The following is an 18,506-nucleotide window of genomic DNA, read 5'->3' as shown; positions in this document are numbered from 1 at the left end:
GATGAAGACAGTGATGGGCGTCGGCTCCATCGTGTCGTTGGCTTCTCTATTGGCAGCAGCGGGTCTGCTGGTGGGAACCGGACGGGCGCATGCCGATAACCCGGTCATGCATCACGTCAGATACACCGTCAGCACGCAGAATCCGATTTATACCAGCATCTATTACCTGGACCATCAGCCGGACAAATTTTCCGACTACAGCCACAACCCCTACTCGTTCACCCCACACGTCGACGTCGACCTGGCCCCGGGCAAGCCGTGGGGCTTCGATCTGGACATGTCGAATCCCGACGTTTACGCGATGGTCGTGGCGAGCACGGGCACGGAGCCCGGCACGCCGGGACTTCATTGTGATCTGGCGGTGGACGGCGCCGTGGTCGTATCCAAGGACGGCCCCAAAGGCGTGCTCTGCTCGCTGCGGAACTGGTGAACCAGCCAGGTCTCCGGTACACCCTCGATCGGCTGCGGTTCGCCTTCCAGGCGGCGCAAGTAGTTCTCGACCAACTCCACCGTCTCGGCATGGCCGGCGGACATACCGATCGCCCGCTCGAGCACCAGAAAGCGCGACAGGCTGCTCATCAGCACGGTCCACACCACCGGAGGAATGTCGATGTCCTGGCCCTCGTCTTGAATTCTGGAGCCGTAGCGCTCCAGCGCCGTCGCCACCGCTTGGCGTTCCGCTTCGCGGAAACGCTCGGCGTAATAAGCGATTTCGGCCCGCATCTCCTTGCGGTGATTGGCCAGCGCCATGAATTCCATGGAAATGCGCGTGAATGCGGGATCGGTGCCGAACCGCCACAGCGCCCACAGCGGCTGCGGCGACTTCATCAGCTGCGCGTGCACCTCGAGCGCTTCTTCACCGCGGCGGCGGAAAACCTCGAGGAACAGCTCCTCCATGGTGCGGAAGTAGTAGTGAACCAGCTGCGGCTTCAGCCCTGCCTTGTTCGCCAGGCGCCGCGACGTGACGGCGGCATAGCCCTCTTCGAGCATCAGCCGCTCGGCCGCGTCGAGCAACAAGACACGGTTTTTCGCGTCCGGCGCCCCGATTCTGCGGGCCGATGTCATGTCCCTGCTCCGTACTGTGTGCCATCCCGTGCCGACCACACGGATCGTATCGTGGCGCGGCGTTGCGACCTTGACCCTGACATTACCGCCATGCTAAGCAGGTGCTCAGCAAGTTTCGATCTCGAAATCGGGCGGCGGTAGCGACGTGCCGCCGAATACCACCGGTAACCCAGCCCAGGGAGACGCAATCCGATGAGCACCTTCGACTCGATCGACTTCTTCACCGATCCGTCACTGGTCCCAGATCCGCACCCGTACTTCGACTACCTGCGCAGCCAGAACCCGGTGCTGCGCCTGCCGCACTACGGCGTCGTCGCGGTCACCGGTTACGACGAAGCCTGCGAGATCTACAAGGACCCGGAGACGTTCTCCAACATCGTCGCGCTCGGCGGTCCGTTCCCGCCGCTTCCCTTCACGCCCGAAGGCGATGACATCACCCCGCAGATCGACCAGCACCGCAGCTCCTTCCCGATGAACGAGCACATGGTCACCATGGACCCGCCGGAACACACCAAGGCACGATCGGTGCTCGCCAAGCTGCTCACCCCGAGCCGGCTCAAGCAGAACGAAGAGTTCATGTGGCGCCTGGCCGATCGTCAGCTCGACGAGTTCCTCGGCACCGGTGAGTGCGAGTTCATCGCCGAATACTCAAAGCCCTTCGCCACCTTGGTGATCGCCGACCTGCTCGGCGTGCCGTTGGAGGACCACAAGGAGTTTCGCAAGGTCTTGGGGGCCGACCGCCCCGAGACGCGGGTGGGTGCCCTGGACCACGAGTCGGTGGGCATCAATCCGCTCGAGTGGCTCGACGACAAGTTCTGTAACTACATCGAGGATCGGCGGCGCGAACCGCGCGGCGACGTGCTGACGTTCCTGGCGGAAGCGAAGTACCCGGACGGCTCGACGCCTCCGGTGATCGAGGTCGTCCGGTCGGCGACGTTCCTTTTCGCCGCGGGACAGGAGACCACGGCGAAGCTGCTCAGCGCCGCGCTGCAGGTAATCGGTGACCGGCCCGACATCCAGCAGCAGTTGCGTGAGGACCGCAGCCTGATCCCGGGGTTCATCGAGGAATCGCTGCGGATGGACAGCCCCGTCAAGAGCGACTCCCGGCTGGCCCGCAAGGCGACCACCATCGGCGGGGTGGACATCCCCGCCGGCACCGTGGTGATGATCCTGCCGGGCGCGGCCAACCGCGACCCGCGCCGGTTCGAGAACCCGCACGAGTTCGACCTGCGCCGCAAGAACGTCCGCGAACACATGGCTTTCGCCCGTGGTGTGCACTCCTGCCCCGGCGGCCCGCTCGCCCGCGTCGAGGGCCGTGTCTCGATCGAGCGGATCCTGGACCGGATGCCGCACATCGAGATCAACGAAGCCCGTCACGGGCCGGCCGCCGAGCGCCGCTACACCTACGAGCCGACGTACATCCTGCGCGGCCTGAGCGAACTGCACCTGAGTTTCACCACCGCGGACGCGGTAGCGCCGGTGGCGTAGGGCTTTTCGCTCGCGGGCGCTACCGGACCTGCAGGCCGACGAAGTAACAGCCGAGCAAGACGACGGCGATCAGGATCACCCACGCGTCGGTGAGTCGGCACAGCAGGACCGGGGCGTCTCGCACCTCCATGAACTCGCGAAAGATGATGCGCACCTTCACCAGTGCGATGACGATGACGCTCGACGTGACCAAAGCGCTGGATTTCAGCGCCCCGTCGACGGTGCGGTCTATCCATAGATAAGCCAGCGTCAGCGTGGCCAAGATCGTCCAGACCAACAGCAGTCTCTTGTTGAATCTGATTTCGATCACCTCACCACGTAGAGCAGCGCAAAGATCAGCACCCATAGGAAATCGACGGTGTGCCAATAGGTTGCGCCGGTTTCGATGATTTCCTGGGAGCGCCGCGCCGGACTTCGGAGTTGGTAGACGATGACGCCGAGGACGACAAAGCCGATCAGCAGGTGGACGAAGTGGATCCCGGTGAGGAAGAAATAGAACATGAAGAAGTCGTTGCGCTCTATGCCGTTTCCGGCCTGAACCAACCTGGCCCACTCAAACACCTTGAAAGACAAGAACACCACGGCCAATGCTGCCGTGATGCAGACATCCCTGAGACCCGCCCCATAGGCGCCGGCGCGGGCCGACTGAACACACCGGGCCACCGACCATGAACTGAGTAGCAGAACCAAGGTGTTGAAGACACCGACGCGCAGGTCGAGGTGAGCCTGCGACTGAAGGAAAAGCTCGGGATTGCGGCCCCGTGAGAACAGGTAGAAGCCGAAATAGCCTGTGAATACCAGTGTCTCGAACAGGACGAAGGCCCACATGTCGGGCTGACCTGGCACGGACCTGACGCGTTCGCGCTTGTCGGCCAGGTCGGTCACGGCGCAACCGCCTTTTGCCGCGGCAGGTCCGGCAGCTCCCCGGTCCCGAAATCTTCGCGGCGGATCATCTGAAACAGCATGACGATGAACGTGACTTGGTAGATGCCGAATACGACCATGTCCAGCCACCAAGCGATCTCGCCATCCCACGCGAACACGCCACGCCGGAACATCCAGCAGGGCGCCACGACAACCTCGGTCAGCGCGTTGCACAGGTTGAGATAGCCGAACCACTTGGGGAATACCCGGTTTCGGTCGAGCAGGATCGCCAGCATCCAGATCAGCGAGCCGATCAGGAAAACCCCCATGGTTCCGTCAAAAGACAAGAAGGCGAAGTCATACAGCCAGCCGATCACCCGGGGGTCGCGGTCAGGTCGCAGCGTGCCGACGATCAGCGCGATGTTGAGCAGCAGCATGCCGGGAACCGCGCTGAGCGAGTAGATGAGCAGGTACGAGTACGCGAACGCGCGGCTGACCGACATGCGCCGCATGGAATATGCGATGAGGGCATTGTTGACCGCGATCATGCCGCTGATGGCGAAGATGACGCCGAAGCCGACGGGTATGCCGAGGCGACGTTCGGCGAACCAGTGGACCTGCGTTGCGAGGTCCCAGGTGGGCTCCGGCGGCGGCTGGACTTGGGCCACGATGAAGAACATCGGGAAGAACAGGCCGTAGAACACCATCAGGATCCCCCACGCCAGCCACAGCTCTCGCTTGGGGTCGCGCCGCAGGTGCCAGCCGATTCGCTGATGCAGTGGGCCCGCGGGCGGGGTTGCCGGGGACGTCGGCGGGGTTATCACCGCGCTCATGCGGTGACCAATCCGTCTGGGCGTCCGCGGTTCTCGGCACGTTCGCGATAAAGGGCTTGGCCCAAGACAAGGCCCATCACGACGATCCAGATGGCAATGGCAATATTCTTCACCCAGAACGACAGCAAGCCGTCCCAGGCCAGCGGACCGGTCAACGAGACGCCGACGAATGATGCCGGCACCAGCGCAGCCCCCACGACGAGATTGAAGTAGGCCACCCAACGGTTGAACACCGGGTGGGACGGATCATCGAAAAAGATTGCCAGGGACAAGATTACGCACTGCCCGATGAAGAACGGGACCAGGATGGTGAAGGTGATCCAGCCGAGATCGTTGAGCAGCTGCGTCAGCTCAGGGCTGCGCTCCGGCCGAAAGGCTGCCAGCAGCCAGCAGACATCGGCGATGAGAAACAGCGTCGGACCACCGGCCGCACAGCCGAGCATGGCGTAGGAGAAGATCGGCGTCCGATGCGCCATGCGGCGGATCTGCAGCACGATCAGGGCCAGGATCGGCACCAGACACACACCGAACCAGTTGAAGAGGATCATGCTGGAACGGATCTGAGGAATATGCGCCGGATCGCGGTAGAACGCGGCCACCTGCTCGGCCGACATGGTGGGTGACATCGGCGGGTTGAAACCCGGGAACAGGAAGAACGCGGCGATCCACAGGATCAGCGCCGCCGGCAGCGTCCACAGCAGGATCAGCTCACCATCGGTCCGCCGCGACGCGATCCGCACAGATTGGCCACCGCCTGCGTCGTTCCCGCCCACGTCGGACATCGGCACTCCTTCCCCACACGGAATCACCCGAAACTCGGCTAGTGAGCGAAGCTAGCCGATCGGCTAGTCACGGTCAATAGCGTCGACTAGTCTCGGTGCGTGGAAGCAGCACGCCAGCCGGTCAGCGGTGAGCAGTTCTGGCTCATCGCGCACAGCCCGGCCCGAACGCGGGTACTCGATGCCGCGCTCGATCTGATCGCCACACACGGTGTCAGCGGTACGTCGCTGCAGATGATCGCCGACGCCGTCGGGATCACGAAAGCCGCTGTCTATCACCAATTCCGGACCAAAGAGCAGATCGTCATCGCCGTGACCGAGCGTGAACTGGGCCGGCTCGAGCCGGCTCTCGAGGAGGCCGAAGCCTGCGACGACGGCCCGCAAGCGCGCGACGCCCTATTGGTGCGTGTGGTCGAGATGGCCGTTCGCGATCGCCGGTTGGTCCGCACGCTGCAATTCGATCCGGTCGTCGTCCGATTGCTGGCCGAACACAAGCCGTTTCAACTATTCATGGACCGTCTGTACCGAGTGCTGTTGAGCGATGCGGGACTGGACGGGCGGATCGAGGCCGCCATGTTTTCCGGCGCGCTGAGCACCGCGGTCATGCATCCACTGGTGGCCGATATCGACGACGACACACTGCTCGATCGGGTTACCGATTTGAGCCGACGCCTGCTGGGCCTTCCTCGGCAAACGCCCGAGTGACTGCTAAGTGTCGGCGCGGACCCAGCTCGATATGCCGTCGTGAGCAATACAGATGAGGAACAGACCGTCAGGTGCCTGCGCGACGTAGTTCAGATAGTTCTGGCAGTCGGCATTTTCTTCCTTGACCCCCGCCATCGGCGGTGAGCGGAACCATCGCGGCTGGTATCGCCTCGGCGAGCCGCAGAACATCAGGCGTCCGGGCTCCGAGGCGAAGGAAACGTATCCGTCGGCTACACCGAAGGCGTAGTAGGTGGTGTTGTCACACGGCGCACCGAGAACCTGATGGGGCATGATGCCCGGGGTGCAGGCGGGGTAGTCGCAGACGCTCGGCCCAGCCGAGGCTTGCGGCGCCGCCACCACTCCGGCGCCGAGCAACGCGGCAACCAGAGCCACGATTGATCGCACCCGATTACTTTGCCACACCTGAAAAGAAAATTCTCCTGGTTGGAGAGGATCGTCTGAATCACATCGCGATCGGCGCCGAGCCACCGCGAACCCCACCATCCCCGGCCGCTAGCGAGTGAGCATTTCCGCATGTGAGAGGCGCTAGGGCGGCCGCCCGAGGACGGTGTGGGGCCCAGGTCGGAGTGATAAGCTGCTTCTCCGTGCATGATCCGAAGGGACCTGACGCCGACCATAGTGATGGCCCGGCGGAAGTGTCCGACCCCGACGAGTTGCAGTCGCGCTCCGGGGTCGACTCGGAAGCGGACGCGCCCGTCCCGGAAGTGGACGCAGACGACGAAGTGGCCAAGGCTGACGCGCGCGCCGAGGCGGCCCGGGCACGCCTCTCAAAACTGCGGATGGCCGCCGAAACCGGGGACGCTTCCCAGGATGTCGACCAGCAGGACAAATCAACCTGGGCACGACGCCGATTGCTGCGGCGTCTCGTGCGACCACGGTGGCTCCGGCGCCTGGGGCGGAAGGCAACAGCTGTTGGCGTCGGCATCGTGCTGTTCTCGGCTTCCCTCGGAGCCACCGGTTACATGGTGTGGCAGCACCACATCGCGGTGCACAATCGCCAACTCGCCGCGGAGTTCAGTGCCGCCGCCCGGCAAGGGATTACGGCTTTCATGTCGATTGACCCCGATCATGCCAGGGAGGACGTCCAGCGCACGATCGATGCCTCCACGGGCGACCAGAAGGACCAGCTATCTGTGCTGTCGACCCTGATGGTCAAGAAGGCCGAGGAGACCAAGGTCGGCACCAAGGTCACCATCGAAGCCGTCGCCGTCGAGTCGTTGAGCGACAATTCGGGAGTCGTGCTTGTGGTGGCGAAAACCGATCCCATTGGGCCGGATAACGCCAAGCCGCCACCGGCCTTGTTTCGGCTGAGCGTCAATATGAACCGCGACGGTGTCCGGCTCAAGATGTCGAAAGTTGATTTCCTGCGATGACTGTCGAACATGGCTCGTCGCTGGACGGCACCGAAAAGGCGAGTGACGGCGTCCAAACTTCACCCGCCGACGAGGACGGGACGCCACCCGCTACCGAGGGAACGGCACGTTTGCGCGGGCAGGCGGCTATTCGCCGCCGGGCGGTCCGGTATTGGGCAAGGTGGCGTTCGATCATCGCGACGATGTTGGTTATTGCCGCCGTGGGAGTCGCTGCCGGCGTGTACTTCATCCTGTACCGGCCGGATCAGCAGGTCGGTGACGCGGCGGCGCGCCGGGCAATCCAGGCCGCATCAGATGGAGCCGTGGCGGCGTTGTCGTATTCCTACGACCATTTGAACCGCGATTTCGACAACGCGAAATCACATCTCACCGGCGACTTTCTGGCCTATTACAGCAAATTCAGTGACGAGGTCGTTGCGCCGGTGGCACAGAAGGGACAATTGACAGCGACCGCCAAGGTGATTCGGGCCGCAGTCTCGGAATTGCACTCCGATTCGGCCGTCGTGCTGGTTTTCGTCGACCAGACCACGAAAAGCGCGCAAAAAAAGGATCCCGAGAACACGCAGAGCAGCGTCCTGGTCACGCTGACAAAAGTCAACGGTTCCTGGCTGATCGCGAAATTCGACCCGTCCGGATGAGCGCGGCAGATCTTGTCCCAACCGTTACCTGGCGACCCGGAGCGGTGTAACGTCATCGTTCGAGAACGCCGCAACCGACGGCGAAAAGGTGCCACAGGCACTCTCGGATTACACGCTTCGAGGAGCACCTGATGCGTTCAGTCAAAACACTCACCACCGCAACGCTATTGGTTGCCACCGCATTCGGCGGTTTGAGCACTGCACCCACGGCTCAGGCGATAACCAAGGAAGACGTGGCCCTCAACGGGACTTTCCGCGCCACGTCCATTGGCGATTGGGCCCAGAGAAATGATCAGTACTTCGGCGAACCAACGGTATACCAAACGTGGACCATCAGTTCGACGTGCGACACGACCTTGGACTGCCATGGCACGGTGACGAGTGACCAGGGATGGACCGCTGCCCTGTATATGAAGGATGGGGAGATGTGGAAGGTGAGACGCGAAGTGCCGAACTGGGAGCGGTGCGAGGACGGTACCGCGTTCCCCGGGACACAGAGCTTCTTTTTCTACCCGGTGAACGACAATGGTGGATTCCAAATCGGGTCGCGAGTCCTGTCGGGCAAGGACAAGACAGTGGGCCCGAGCGGTGCCTGCGGGCAAAACAATTGGCTTGATATCACGATGCCGTTGCGCCTGGACCAGCTGTCCTGACCGGGCGGTCGTAGCTGCATTGCCCCGCCCCTCGGGCCGCTTCGCGGTCCGCATCATCTCAGGGCGACTTCAGGTGGGCAGCATGTCCTTCCACGTCCTGGGTGCTTTCGGAGCAACGAGATCCGACTGCTGATACAACTTCCCGTCCGGACCGACATAACGACCGGTGCGCGGATCGTACTTTGCGACTACGACGGAGGGCGCGGGCTTAGATGCGTTCGCTCCGAACGAGCTTGGCGCGGCCTGGGGGCCTCCGCCGCCGGCCGCGTCGGCCGGTGCAGGGTCGGCCGCCGGTGCCGGCTCGGGAGGAACGAGCGAGGCTAGAGGCAGTGCTGGTGGCGCGGCGGGCGGCGGCGGAAGTTCCCCCGCCGCAGGGACGTCGAGTGGCGCGATGGGCGGCAGGTCCGCCGACATTCTCGACATGGGTAGCGACGGGCCCGACGACGGCAACGGCGGAGCTGCGGCGCCCACCGTGCCCGGTGGTGGACTTTCTCCCCGAGGCCCCGCCGGTGTGCCGCGCGGCACCGCCCCCGGCGGCAGCGGCGTTCCCTCGACCGGGCCGAAGATCCTGTCATTGGTGGTGATCCGGTCATCGGGCGGGACACCCTGGGCTAGCAGGTTCGGGTCCAGCGGATAGGGACCGAGGGTGTGCTGGCGCATCGCCAGCGGCATGTATGGCTTGTCGCTGTTGCAGATTTCGACGGTCGGCGCGCGCTTACCAGGGTGCCCCATGCAGGGATAGTTGCGGGCACCGCGCACCCCGATCGGTGAATCCTGCGGGAGTTTGCAATACAACCCGTCCGGTGTGTCGATGTCGGTGAGGTCGTCGGGGGATCGCCACGTGTTGGGTGGCATGAAGCCGACCGTGCAAATAGGCGGATCGTCGACCGTGGCTGCGAAGTCGCCGTAAGCCCTGCCGTCGGGATGGTTTTCACCCGCAGCGGCCTGCTCGATAGCAACCCCCGACGGCAGCAACACCAGCAGCTGCTCGATCGAGGGATGGTAGGTGACGCCGATCTGCCCGATTGTGGTCAGGTTGGCAAGCAACACCGGCAGCGTCGGTTTGATTTGTTCCAGAAGCCGGGATGCTTCGTTCGCGGTGTCAGGACCTTTCTCCAGGATGGTGCGGAAGTGGGAATCGTTGTTCACCAACGTGTCCGAGATGCCGGCGAAGCTGCGCGCCCATGTTCTGATCGAATCGGTGGTGCGCGCCTGGGTGTCCAGCAGCGGCCCGGTGTCTTCGGTGAGGGCTTTGGTGCGATCGACGACGCCGTTGGCGTCGTGGGACAGCGTCTTCGAGGAATCGATCAGTGACCCCAGGTCGTAACCGGAACCGTTGAAGCCCTGGAAGGACTCGTCGAGCAATTGGCCGAGCTTGGTCTTCGGGATGCTCTGAACCAAGGCATTGACCTGCTCGAGCATTGGACCGACCGGCTGCGGAATTGTCGTGTCGCGCATGGTGATAACCGAGCCGTCGTGCAGGTAGGGCGGCGAATTGGTTTTGGGCCGCAGGTCGACGTACTGTTCACCCACTGCTGAGACACTGAGCACCTCGGCTTTCAGGTCCGCGGGGACCCTGGGTGAAGTGCTAAGCGACAGCGTCGCTTTCGCGCCGGTCGGCGTCAAACCCACCGACGTGACCTTGCCGAGCTGAACCCCGCGATAGGTCACGTTGGAAAACCGATACAGGCCGCCGGTGGCCGGCAGCTCCAGTGTCACCGTCATCCGGCCGATGCCCAGCAGCGTCGGGGCTTGGATGTAGAACAGGACCATCGCGATGATGCCAATGGTTCCGGCGATCGTGAAGATCGCCAGCTGGATACGAACGAAGCGCGTCAGCATTTATCCACCGGCTCCCGTTCCAGGCGCTTCTGCGGGCGCCGGCGTTTGACCAAGACCCGCGTCAGGCACCGGCGCGGCACCAGGCGGGGGCCCGGGCAACGGTGCCGCGTTCGGCGGAGGGCCGGGCAGCGGGGCCGCGCTCGGCGGAGGCCCGGGCAACGGGCCGTAAGCCGATGAAGGTCCCGGCACCGCACCCGGCGGTGGTGGGGGCAGCGGCAACGCGTTGGGATCGACCCACGGTGGCCTCAACGGGTTATGCAGCGGATCCAGTGTGTAATTCATCCGATACGGGTCGCCGGGCACCGGTGGTACGGGCATATCCAGCTGCCCCCAGTGGGTTCCTAAGAACAAGCCCTTCTTCAGCCGCGGAATCGTTATGTCGAAATCGAAATGCAGGTTGAAGAAGTCGCCTCGGACCGCCCGGTCGACGAAGTTCTGGGTGAACGGGAACACAAACGCTGCCGAGATGGCCGCGCCGAACTCCGGTCCGACATCGGCGAGCGCTTTGATGGTCGGCTCCAAGTTCTTGAGGTTCGTGACCAGGTCGGCCTGGGTGTCGTTGACCAGCCGGGTGGCGGTGTTGCTGAACACCCGAAGGTGATCCAGGGCGGCCGTCAGACGCGGCCGCTCCTTGATCAACACCTCGAGCGCGGGCGGAATCTTGTTCAGCGCCTGGGTAATTACGTCGCGTTGGTCGGCGAAGGTGGCCGACAGGCGATTCAGCGCCTGGATGGAGGCGACGATGTCGTCCCGCTGGTCGTCCAGTGTCCCCACGAACGTGTCCAAGCGGGTGATCAGATCACGCACCGCGCCCTCGTGCCCGGACAGGGCGGCCGAGAAATTGTGGATGACCTCCCCGATCTGTCCCAGTCCACCGCCGTTGACGACCGCGCCCAACGACGACAGCGTCTGCTCCGTCGACGGGTAAGCCGATGACCGGCTCAGCGGGATGGTGGCGCCCGGCTGCAGCCGTCCGCTTCCCTGCTGGCCCGGCGGCGTATTGAGCTCCACATGCATCGAGCCCAGCAGGCTGGTCTGACCGACGGTGGCTACCACGTTGGCCGGGACCACCACATCGCGCTTGACCGAGATCTCGACGTCGGCGTGCCAACCCTGCACCCGCATCGCACCCACACTGCCGACCACGACGTCGTCGACCATCACCGGCGAATTCGACTCCATCGTGCCGACATTCGGGAGCTCGACGTGGTAGATGTTGGCCCCCGGCCCGCGCCCGACCGCACCGGGCAGGGGTAGTGAATTCAGGCCGTGGAATGCGCATCCCGTCGTGGTCAACACCACGCAACAGCCGACGGTGAACACCCGCCGAACGATCACCCGGGCGATCATTGTTGTGGCCCTTCGTCTGGCAGCAGCATGCCCGACACGGTCGGCGCCGGTGGTGGTGGCATCGGTGTCGACGCTGGTGGCGGCAGCGGCATCGCCGCGCCCGGTATCCGCTCCGGCGGCACAGCCCCCGGCGGTCCCACCGGATCACCCGGCAGGCCGGTGTAGGCGGACACCGCGGGCGGGATCTCGGGTGGTGCGGGTTTCGGGCCCTCGCCGCCGGGCGCCAGGCGCGGCTCGGTGTAAAGAACCCTGCCCGGGTCTACCGACTTGGATATGAACGGGTTGAGGGGAATCGGCGAGTTGTTCCAGCTGGTCTGCCGCAATCCGGGGCCGAGGAACAGGGAGCACAGCTTGCCCGATTCGACCGCGGTGATGTTCTCGATGGCGCCGATTTGCGTGCAGCCCGGAGTGGATAGCAGAACCTGACCGCCCCACGTGGGATTCGCCATGTTCATGAGCCCGAATCCTCCCACGATGGTTCCGGTGTCGGCGTTGTAGTCGTTGAAGAAGTTGGCGTACGCGTTCGGCGCTGTATGCAGAATGTTTTCCAGGGCCATGTGGTGATCGACCAGATTCTGCGTGACATCTGCCAGCCGGGCGATCTGTTCGCTGGTCTGGTTGCGGGTCTCGGCAATGAATCGCCGCACCTCGCCGACCGCCGTCGACAGATCGGTCAGGGCCGCGTCCAGGTCGGATTTGCTGTCGTTGACCACGCTGGTGAGCGTGGCCAGGCGACCGTTGAACTGTTCGATCTGCACGTTGCTGTCGCGCAGCGCGCCGACGAAGGTCTGCAGGTTTTTGATGATGTCGACAATGTTGCCGCTGCCGTTGGCGAGAATCCGGCCCACCCCGGACAATTGACCCAGTGTTTGCCGCAGCTTGTCGCCGTTGCCGTCTAGGGCGTTGGCGGCGCTGTCGATAAACCGGCCCACCGATGTGCCCGATACCCCACTCTTGGGTCCCAAATCCGTTGCCAGCCGCATCAACTGGGTTTTGACCTCGTCCCACTCGACCGGCACCGCGGTGCGCTCAACCGGAATGACCGCCCCGTCGCGCATAACCGGCCCACTGTCGCGATAGGCCGGTGTGAGTTGGACGTAGCGGGAAGCCACCAGATTCGGGGCGACGATAACCGCCTTCGCGTCCGCCGGAATGGGCACCCCATGGTCGACCTTGAGGACCATCTTGGCCTGGGTGCCCTGCGGCTGAATGGATTTGATGTTGCCGACCTTGACACCCGAGACCCGTACCTCGTCATGGGGATAAATCGCGGTGGCGGTGGTGAAGTAGGCGGTGATCGTCCGTGGGCCGAAGAACGTGTTACGGACGACCATGGCGGCGCCGGCAACGATCAGCCCGACCAAGACGACCGCTGTCACGACGGTCAGCCGCTTGCGCGGAATCCGGGAGATCATTGCGATCCTCCGATCCGTCCGCCCAACGTGCAGCCAGGGCATTGTGGAATGGAGTTGTACGGCCAAGGCGTCAGCGCCCGAGGTATCGGCGACGGGAAGCCGGGACCCTTGGAAGTATCGAAGGTGCGGAATCCCCAGAGGTAGTCGACCAACTCCTGGAAGAGTTGCGGGACAAGGAAGTTCGGGGCGAACGCCTGGTATGCGTACATACCCGAGATGGCCTCACCGGTAGTGATCGCGAATTTGGCGAGACCCGGCAGTGCTTTGCCGATGTTGTCACGGTTCTTCTCCAAGACCGCGAGGACCCTGTTCAGCCGCTCCAGCGTCGGTGCCAGCGCGCTTTCGTTGTCATGCACCAAGCCCGTCAGCTGCTTGGCCACCACCGAGGTGTTGGCCAGCAGATCCACGATCTCTTGCCGGCGGGCGACCAGCACTTGGAGCAGAGAATCGGAGTTGAGGATGAGCTTGTTGACCTGCATGCTGCGTTCGGAAAGTATGCCGGTGACATCGCCGGCACTCTTGAACAACTCGCCGAGGTTCTTGTTACGGCTGTTGAGGGTTCGCGATAGGCGGGTGAGCGCGTCGAAGGCCGGCCCCATTTGGGGTGCGATCTGGTCGAGCGTCGCCGCCAGCGTGTCCAACGACTGATTCAGCGCCGTGGTGTTGGTGCCGGCCGTGTCCGACGTCAGGTCGCTGACCGCTTCGGTCAGTGAATACGGAGAAGACGTGCGCGAGATGGGGATCAGGGTCATCGGATGCATCGTGCCGCTGCCCGCGGACTCCACCGTCAGCATCCGCTCGCCCAGCAGCGTGCCGGTGCGGATGTGCGCGGAAGTCTCCGAGCCGAGCAGGATGTTGCCCTTCATCGCGAACGTCACCAGCGCATCGCCGTGGCGCAGCTTCACATCCGACACGTTGCCGACCTTCATGCCCGACACAACCACGGGGTTGCCCGTCGCAAGGCCGCCGGCTTCGGTGAACAGCGCCTGGTAGCGGACCATCGTCGCCCATTGAATGAATCGGTCGGGCGACAGGCCGACCAGGATGACCATCACCGCCAGAACGACGCCGATGAGTCCGGGCTTGACGAGCTGAGCTCCGCGATACTTGAGCATCAGGGTTCCGTGCACCTTCCCGCATCTGACCTATAGATATTGGCGCGCACGGTCTTACCCGAAAGGTCCGTGCCGCGGATCCCGAACTGGCAGAGGTAGTACGGGATGGTGGCGCCGTTCACGCCGAGCCGGACCAGCTTGCGATAGTTCTGCGGTGCCTTTTGGAGGGCGCCGTCGAGGCGGTCCCTATCGTTATCGAGGATCGGCGCCAGCCGATTCAACTGAGCTATGGTGCCCGACAGCGGCGGGCGGGCCTCGGCCAGCAGATCCGCGAGCGAGGCGGTTCCCTTGTCCAGGGCGTCAATGGCGGAGCCGATGGTGTCGCGGTCACCCGACAGGCCGCTGACAAGCTGCTCGAGGCGATCGATCGCGCCGGAGAACTGTTTACCGTCCTTGCCAACCGTGCCGATCACGATGTTGAGGTTGTCGATCAGCTGCTGCACGGTTTGATCGTTGTCGGCCAATGCATTTGAAAACGACGTCGTCTTGGCGAACAGCGACTCGAGCGTCCCGCCCTGGCCCTGGAAGACCTGCAACAAACCCGACGTCAGGGCGTTGACGTCGCGCGCATTCAGGCCCTGGGTAACAGGTTTGAGTCCACCGAGCAGCAGATCGAGGTCAAGCGCCGGCGCGGTGCGGCTGACCGGAATCTGACCGCCGGTCGGCAGCCGCTTGGGCGAGCCCGGACCGTCAACGAGTTCGAGGTAGCGATCGCCGACCAGGTTAAGGTAGCGGACCGCCGCCCTACTGCCCTCGGTGAGGACGACGTTGCGGTCGGCGTCGAACTTCACCACAACCTTCTTGTCCGGCTGCAGCGAAACACTGTTGACCGTGCCAACCCGGATGCCGGCGACCCGCACCGACTGGCCCGGCTTGAGACGTGACACGTCGGTGAACACCGCCGAATACTCGGTCGTCGCACCCGTCCGGTACTGGCCGAATATGAAGAACAGGAATGCGGTAAGCGTCGCCATTACAACCGCGAAGATGCCGAACTTGATCAGCGTTGCGCGCGTTCTCATCCGGGCTCTCCGATCTGAGCGGAGTTGCGTGGCGGGCCGACGATGGGCCCGTACAACAGCTGCTTGAGGAGGTCGGAGTTGATCAACAGCTGTGGATTCCCGTATACCACGGGGTTCGCGCCGGTATCGGTAATCAGCTGCGGCGGAGACGTGTTGAACGGCAGATGCGGCAGACCCACGCACTGGGGACCGCCCGTCGCCGCGACCTTGGGCAGGTTCGTCGGATACCGGTAGCGTTCGGCACCCCATGTGAGGCTTGCCGAGATGTTGATGCTCGGTTCCGACAACGGCGCCCCGTGCGACATCTGTACGAGCCCGCCGAAAGCGCAGGTGAGGGCCGGGCCGTACTCGTTGGTCAGATCGGTGGTCGGCACCAGCAGATGCAACACATTCGTCAACGGTTGGCGGTTCGTCGACAAGACCTCGTTGCCGATGTCGGCCAAGCCGATCGCGCTGATCAGCAACGCATCCAGGTTGTGCTGCTCATCGACAAGCGTCTTGCTGATCCGAGTCGCGTTGGCCGCGGTCTTGATCAGGTCCGGAGCCGCGTCGGCATAGGCGTTGGACACCGCCGGCAAGACCGCGAGGTCATGCCGGAATGCGGGAAGGCTCGGCTCCAGCCTGGCCAGAAACGAATCCAGGTCGCTCAGCGACTGGCCAAGCTGTGGGCCCCGCCCGCTGAACGCCTGTGCCAGCGCACCCAGCGACTCGTTGAGCTTCGGCGGGTCGATGTGGCTCAGCACCGACACCAATTGCTGGAAGACCGTGTTGATTTCGACCATGACGTGCTGGCCCTGCAGCGTCTGGCCGCTGTGTAGCCGTTGGGACGAGGGCTGGTCGGGTGGCACCAGCTCGACGGACTTGGCGCCGAAGACCGTCGATGACGCGATATTGACGAGCACGTTGCCGGGGATGAAGTGCAACTGCGATGGGTCCATCGCCAAGTGAATGGCCGCCTCGCCGTTGGGCAGCGATTGGATCGAGGCGACCTTGCCCACCTGCACGCCGCGCATCTTGACCTTGGCGTCGGGGTTCATGACCAAGCCGGCTCGTTGCGAGATCACCGTCACCGGCACGGTTTCGGTAAAGGAGCCCTGAAACAGACCCACCGCCACGGCGAAGATCAGAGCGATGATGAGGACGGTGGCCAGTCCGAGCAGCGGCGGCAGGTAATTCCGTTCGGCCGGCCGCCGCGCATGGCCGCTGCGCGCCGGTCGGCCGGCGACCGCGCCGCGACCCGCTGGAACGTTCTGCGTCATTGCTGTTTCACCTCCTCTGCTAACCGGACAGGTTGAAGTTGCCGTTCGTACCGTAAATAGACAGCGAGACCAACAGCGTCACCGACACCACGACGATGAGCGAGGTGCGCACCGCGTTGCCGGTGGCATTGCCGACACCGGCCGGCCCCCCCGACGCGAAATAGCCGTAGTAGGTGTGGATCAGCAGGATGGTGAGGGCCATCAGGATGGCCTGCAGGAAGGACCACAACAAGTCGATCGGGTTCAGGAACGTGTTGAAGTAGTGCTGGTACAAACCCTGCGACTGTCCGAGCAGGAATGTAGTAGTGAACTGACTCGCCACGAAAGACAGGATGACGGCGATGCTGTACAGCGGGGTGATGGCCATCATTCCCGCCAGAATCCTGGTGCTCACCAGATAGGCAACCGGCCGAATGGCCATGCTCTCCAACGCATCGACTTCTTCGTTGATCCGCATGGCACCCAGCTGAGCGGTCACCCCGGCGCCGAAGGTGGCCGCCAGACCGATCCCGGCCACCACCGGTGCCGCGATACGCACGTTGATGAACGCGGACAGAAAGCCCGTCAGCGCCTCGATGCCGATGTTGCCCAGTGAGGTGTAACCCTGAATAGCCAGCGTGCCGCCGGCCGCCAGCGTCAGGAAGCCGACGATCACAACGGTTCCGCCGATCATCGCCAAAGTGCCCGCGCCCATGCTGATCTCGGCGATCAATCGAACGACCTCGCGCGTGTAATGGGTGGCCGCAAAAGGCACCCCGGCGAGCGCTTTACCGTAGAACAGGGTTTGGTCGCCGATCCGCCCCATCACGGCGACCGGCCTCTCGAGTTGGCGGGTTAATCGCGGATATGCAGCCCTCAGCGCCACTGTTGCCCTACTTCGCCGTCATCTTGATGCCGATCGCGGTGACGACCACGTTGACGACGAACAGGGACATGAACGCATAGACCACGGTTTCATTTACCGCGTTGCCGACGGCCTTGGCGCCACCGCCGGTGATCGACAGCCCCCGATAGCAGGCGACCAAGCCGGCGATGAGGCCGAACAGGGCTGCCTTGACGCAGGAAATGACGACCTCGGGCACGCCGGTGAGCAAGGTGATGCCCGCGGCGAACGCGCCGGGGTTGACGTCTTGGACGAACACCGAAAAGACGTAGCCGCCAAGGACGCCGATGATGACAACGAGGCTGTTGAGCAGAAAGGCGACCAATCCGGAGGCCAGCATGCGTGGTGTGACCAGCCGCTGAATCGGGTTGATGCCCAGCACCTCCATCGCGTCGATCTCTTCGCGGATCGTTCGCGACCCCAGGTCGGCGCACATGGCCGTGGCCCCCGCGCCCGCGACGATCAACACCGTGACCAGCGGTCCGAGCTGGGTTACCGCACCGAACGCGGCACCCGCACCGGATAGATCCGCCGCGCCCAGTTCACGCAGCAGGATGTTGAGCGTGAAGCTGACCAGGACGGTAAACGGGATCGCCACCAACAGGGTCGGAGCCAGCGATACCCGCGCGACAAACCAGGACTGCTCCAAGAACTCCCGCCACTGGAACGGCCTGCGAAACACGAACCTGACCGCATCGGCCGACATCGCGAACAAGGCTCCGACGGCTTGCATCGGTCCCGAGAAATCGAACTTGAGCCTGAGTGCGGGCAATCCCGTCGACCAGTGGTCAGCTCCCTTATTTGCCATCGGCGGCAGCCCCTTCCCAAGCTACGAGACCGACAGTCTTGTTGTGGCGCAACGAGTGCGGTACATTCAGCACTATTGACAGCTGTAAAGGCGCGCTGACGAGGGCGAAATGCTCAGCGGGCAGCCGTGTTCCGGCGTCCGCCCGCGATGCGACAGCTGCGAGTCCGCTCACCACAGACCTCCGTTCCGTCGCGTTAAATGGCGCCTCAAAACGAGGGGCTCCACGTCTTGAAGCGTCCGGCGATTATGACTCATGCCGAGTCCAGGCGGAGCGAAAAATGCATAACCGTTATCGCGCGTCTCGCGGCGGGTGCGAGGACGCAAGGCAACTGCGTCCCAGCACAAGCGACGGTCGGATCAAGCCTGTCACTGCTAGCTCCAGTCCCAGTGGTA

20 protein-coding genes are annotated in these 18,506 nt (G+C 63.7%); 6 read left to right on the top strand and 14 right to left on the bottom strand.

The features are described from left to right. Nucleotides 1–64 precede the first annotated feature (64 nt). Entirely contained in the window at nt 65–430 is a 366-nt protein-coding gene (locus tag MTY59_RS13710; protein ID WP_221046434.1) for a hypothetical protein, read from the top strand. Here MTY59_RS13710 and MTY59_RS13705 read toward each other — a convergent pair. Then, nucleotides 346–1,065 carry a TetR/AcrR family transcriptional regulator gene (locus MTY59_RS13705; protein ID WP_221046111.1) on the bottom strand — a complete coding sequence of 240 codons (720 nt, stop codon included), beginning with the start codon at nt 1,063–1,065 and terminating at the stop codon, nt 346–348. The genes MTY59_RS13710 and MTY59_RS13705 overlap by 85 nt on opposite strands. Before the next feature lie 192 nt (nt 1,066–1,257). Between MTY59_RS13705 and MTY59_RS13700 the strand changes: the two genes are divergently transcribed. Then, complete coding sequence (locus MTY59_RS13700) at nt 1,258–2,553, top strand: cytochrome P450 (protein ID WP_221046110.1); 1,296 nt, start codon at nt 1,258–1,260, stop codon at nt 2,551–2,553. A 19-nt stretch (nt 2,554–2,572) separates the two neighbouring features. Here the strand turns inward: MTY59_RS13700 and MTY59_RS13695 are convergent, their stop codons facing one another. From MTY59_RS13695 to MTY59_RS13680, 4 genes are read right to left on the bottom strand one after another with little or no spacing between them, the layout of a single operon-like run. After that, nucleotides 2,573–2,899 carry a cytochrome C oxidase subunit IV family protein gene (locus MTY59_RS13695; protein ID WP_431190735.1) on the bottom strand — a complete coding sequence of 109 codons (327 nt, stop codon included), beginning with the start codon at nt 2,897–2,899 and terminating at the stop codon, nt 2,573–2,575. Further along, nucleotides 2,860–3,438, bottom strand: coding sequence for a cytochrome c oxidase subunit 3 family protein (locus MTY59_RS13690; protein WP_221046109.1), 579 nt, complete (start codon nt 3,436–3,438; stop codon nt 2,860–2,862). The genes MTY59_RS13695 and MTY59_RS13690 overlap by 40 nt, the downstream gene beginning before the upstream one ends. Further along, nucleotides 3,435–4,250, bottom strand: coding sequence for a hypothetical protein (locus tag MTY59_RS13685; protein ID WP_221046108.1), 816 nt, complete (start codon nt 4,248–4,250; stop codon nt 3,435–3,437). Before MTY59_RS13685 ends, MTY59_RS13690 begins: the two co-directional genes overlap by 4 nt. After that, the gene (locus MTY59_RS13680) at nt 4,247–5,032 is read right to left on the bottom strand and encodes a hypothetical protein (RefSeq protein WP_221046107.1); all 786 of its coding nucleotides are present in this window, start codon (nt 5,030–5,032) and stop codon (nt 4,247–4,249) included. The genes MTY59_RS13685 and MTY59_RS13680 overlap by 4 nt, the downstream gene beginning before the upstream one ends. 99 nt (nt 5,033–5,131) lie before the next feature. Between MTY59_RS13680 and MTY59_RS13675 the strand changes: the two genes are divergently transcribed. Next, nucleotides 5,132–5,734, top strand: coding sequence for a TetR/AcrR family transcriptional regulator (locus MTY59_RS13675; RefSeq protein ID WP_221046106.1), 603 nt, complete (start codon nt 5,132–5,134; stop codon nt 5,732–5,734). A 3-nt stretch (nt 5,735–5,737) separates the two neighbouring features. On the opposite strand, the gene MTY59_RS13670 is transcribed toward MTY59_RS13675, so the two are convergent. Then, nucleotides 5,738–6,127, bottom strand: coding sequence for a hypothetical protein (locus MTY59_RS13670; protein ID WP_221046432.1), 390 nt, complete (start codon nt 6,125–6,127; stop codon nt 5,738–5,740). Between the two features lie 212 nt (nt 6,128–6,339). Between MTY59_RS13670 and MTY59_RS13665 the strand changes: the two genes are divergently transcribed. The 3 genes from MTY59_RS13665 to MTY59_RS13655 all read left to right on the top strand — a co-directional run bounded on the left by MTY59_RS13665 (nt 6,340) and on the right by MTY59_RS13655 (nt 8,419). Further along, nucleotides 6,340–7,128, top strand: a complete 789-nt coding sequence (locus tag MTY59_RS13665) for a hypothetical protein (protein ID WP_221046105.1) — start codon at nt 6,340–6,342, stop codon at nt 7,126–7,128. Further along, nucleotides 7,125–7,766, top strand: coding sequence for a hypothetical protein (locus MTY59_RS13660; RefSeq protein ID WP_221046104.1), 642 nt, complete (start codon nt 7,125–7,127; stop codon nt 7,764–7,766). Before MTY59_RS13665 ends, MTY59_RS13660 begins: the two co-directional genes overlap by 4 nt. Before the next feature lie 131 nt (nt 7,767–7,897). Further along, nucleotides 7,898–8,419, top strand: a complete 522-nt coding sequence (locus tag MTY59_RS13655) for an Rv2253/PknI dimerization domain-containing protein (protein WP_221046103.1) — start codon at nt 7,898–7,900, stop codon at nt 8,417–8,419. Between the two features lie 69 nt (nt 8,420–8,488). Here MTY59_RS13655 and MTY59_RS13650 read toward each other — a convergent pair whose 3' ends face one another. From MTY59_RS13650 to MTY59_RS13615, 8 genes are read right to left on the bottom strand one after another with little or no spacing between them, the layout of a single operon-like run. Next, complete coding sequence (locus MTY59_RS13650; RefSeq protein ID WP_221046102.1) at nt 8,489–10,261, bottom strand: MCE family protein; 1,773 nt, start codon at nt 10,259–10,261, stop codon at nt 8,489–8,491. Beyond that, nucleotides 10,262–11,611, bottom strand: coding sequence for an MCE family protein (locus MTY59_RS13645; RefSeq protein WP_221046101.1), 1,350 nt, complete (start codon nt 11,609–11,611; stop codon nt 10,262–10,264). Then, nucleotides 11,608–13,026 (bottom strand): MCE family protein, encoded by a 1,419-nt coding sequence (locus tag MTY59_RS13640; protein WP_221046100.1) that lies wholly within the window; start codon nt 13,024–13,026, stop codon nt 11,608–11,610. The genes MTY59_RS13645 and MTY59_RS13640 overlap by 4 nt, the downstream gene beginning before the upstream one ends. After that, nucleotides 13,023–14,141 carry an MCE family protein gene (locus tag MTY59_RS13635; protein WP_221046099.1) on the bottom strand — a complete coding sequence of 373 codons (1,119 nt, stop codon included), beginning with the start codon at nt 14,139–14,141 and terminating at the stop codon, nt 13,023–13,025. Before MTY59_RS13635 ends, MTY59_RS13640 begins: the two co-directional genes overlap by 4 nt. Then, on the bottom strand, nt 14,141–15,163 hold the full coding sequence (locus MTY59_RS13630) for an MCE family protein (RefSeq protein WP_221046098.1): 1,023 nt from the start codon (nt 15,161–15,163) through the stop codon (nt 14,141–14,143). The genes MTY59_RS13635 and MTY59_RS13630 overlap by 1 nt, the downstream gene beginning before the upstream one ends. Further along, nucleotides 15,160–16,422 (bottom strand): MCE family protein, encoded by a 1,263-nt coding sequence (locus MTY59_RS13625; protein WP_221046097.1) that lies wholly within the window; start codon nt 16,420–16,422, stop codon nt 15,160–15,162. The genes MTY59_RS13630 and MTY59_RS13625 overlap by 4 nt, the downstream gene beginning before the upstream one ends. A gap of 19 nt (nt 16,423–16,441) precedes the next feature. Next, on the bottom strand, nt 16,442–17,287 hold the full coding sequence (locus MTY59_RS13620) for an ABC transporter permease (RefSeq protein WP_221046096.1): 846 nt from the start codon (nt 17,285–17,287) through the stop codon (nt 16,442–16,444). Nucleotides 17,288–17,294: 7 nt separating this feature from the next. Next, on the bottom strand, nt 17,295–18,113 hold the full coding sequence (locus tag MTY59_RS13615) for an MlaE family ABC transporter permease (RefSeq protein ID WP_221046095.1): 819 nt from the start codon (nt 18,111–18,113) through the stop codon (nt 17,295–17,297). Nucleotides 18,114–18,506 lie beyond the last annotated feature (393 nt).

Source organism: Mycobacterium senriense (assembly GCF_019668465.1).
In the GTDB taxonomy this organism is placed as follows: domain Bacteria; phylum Actinomycetota; class Actinomycetes; order Mycobacteriales; family Mycobacteriaceae; genus Mycobacterium; species Mycobacterium senriense.
This window is presented reverse-complemented; position numbering and strand designations above follow the sequence as displayed.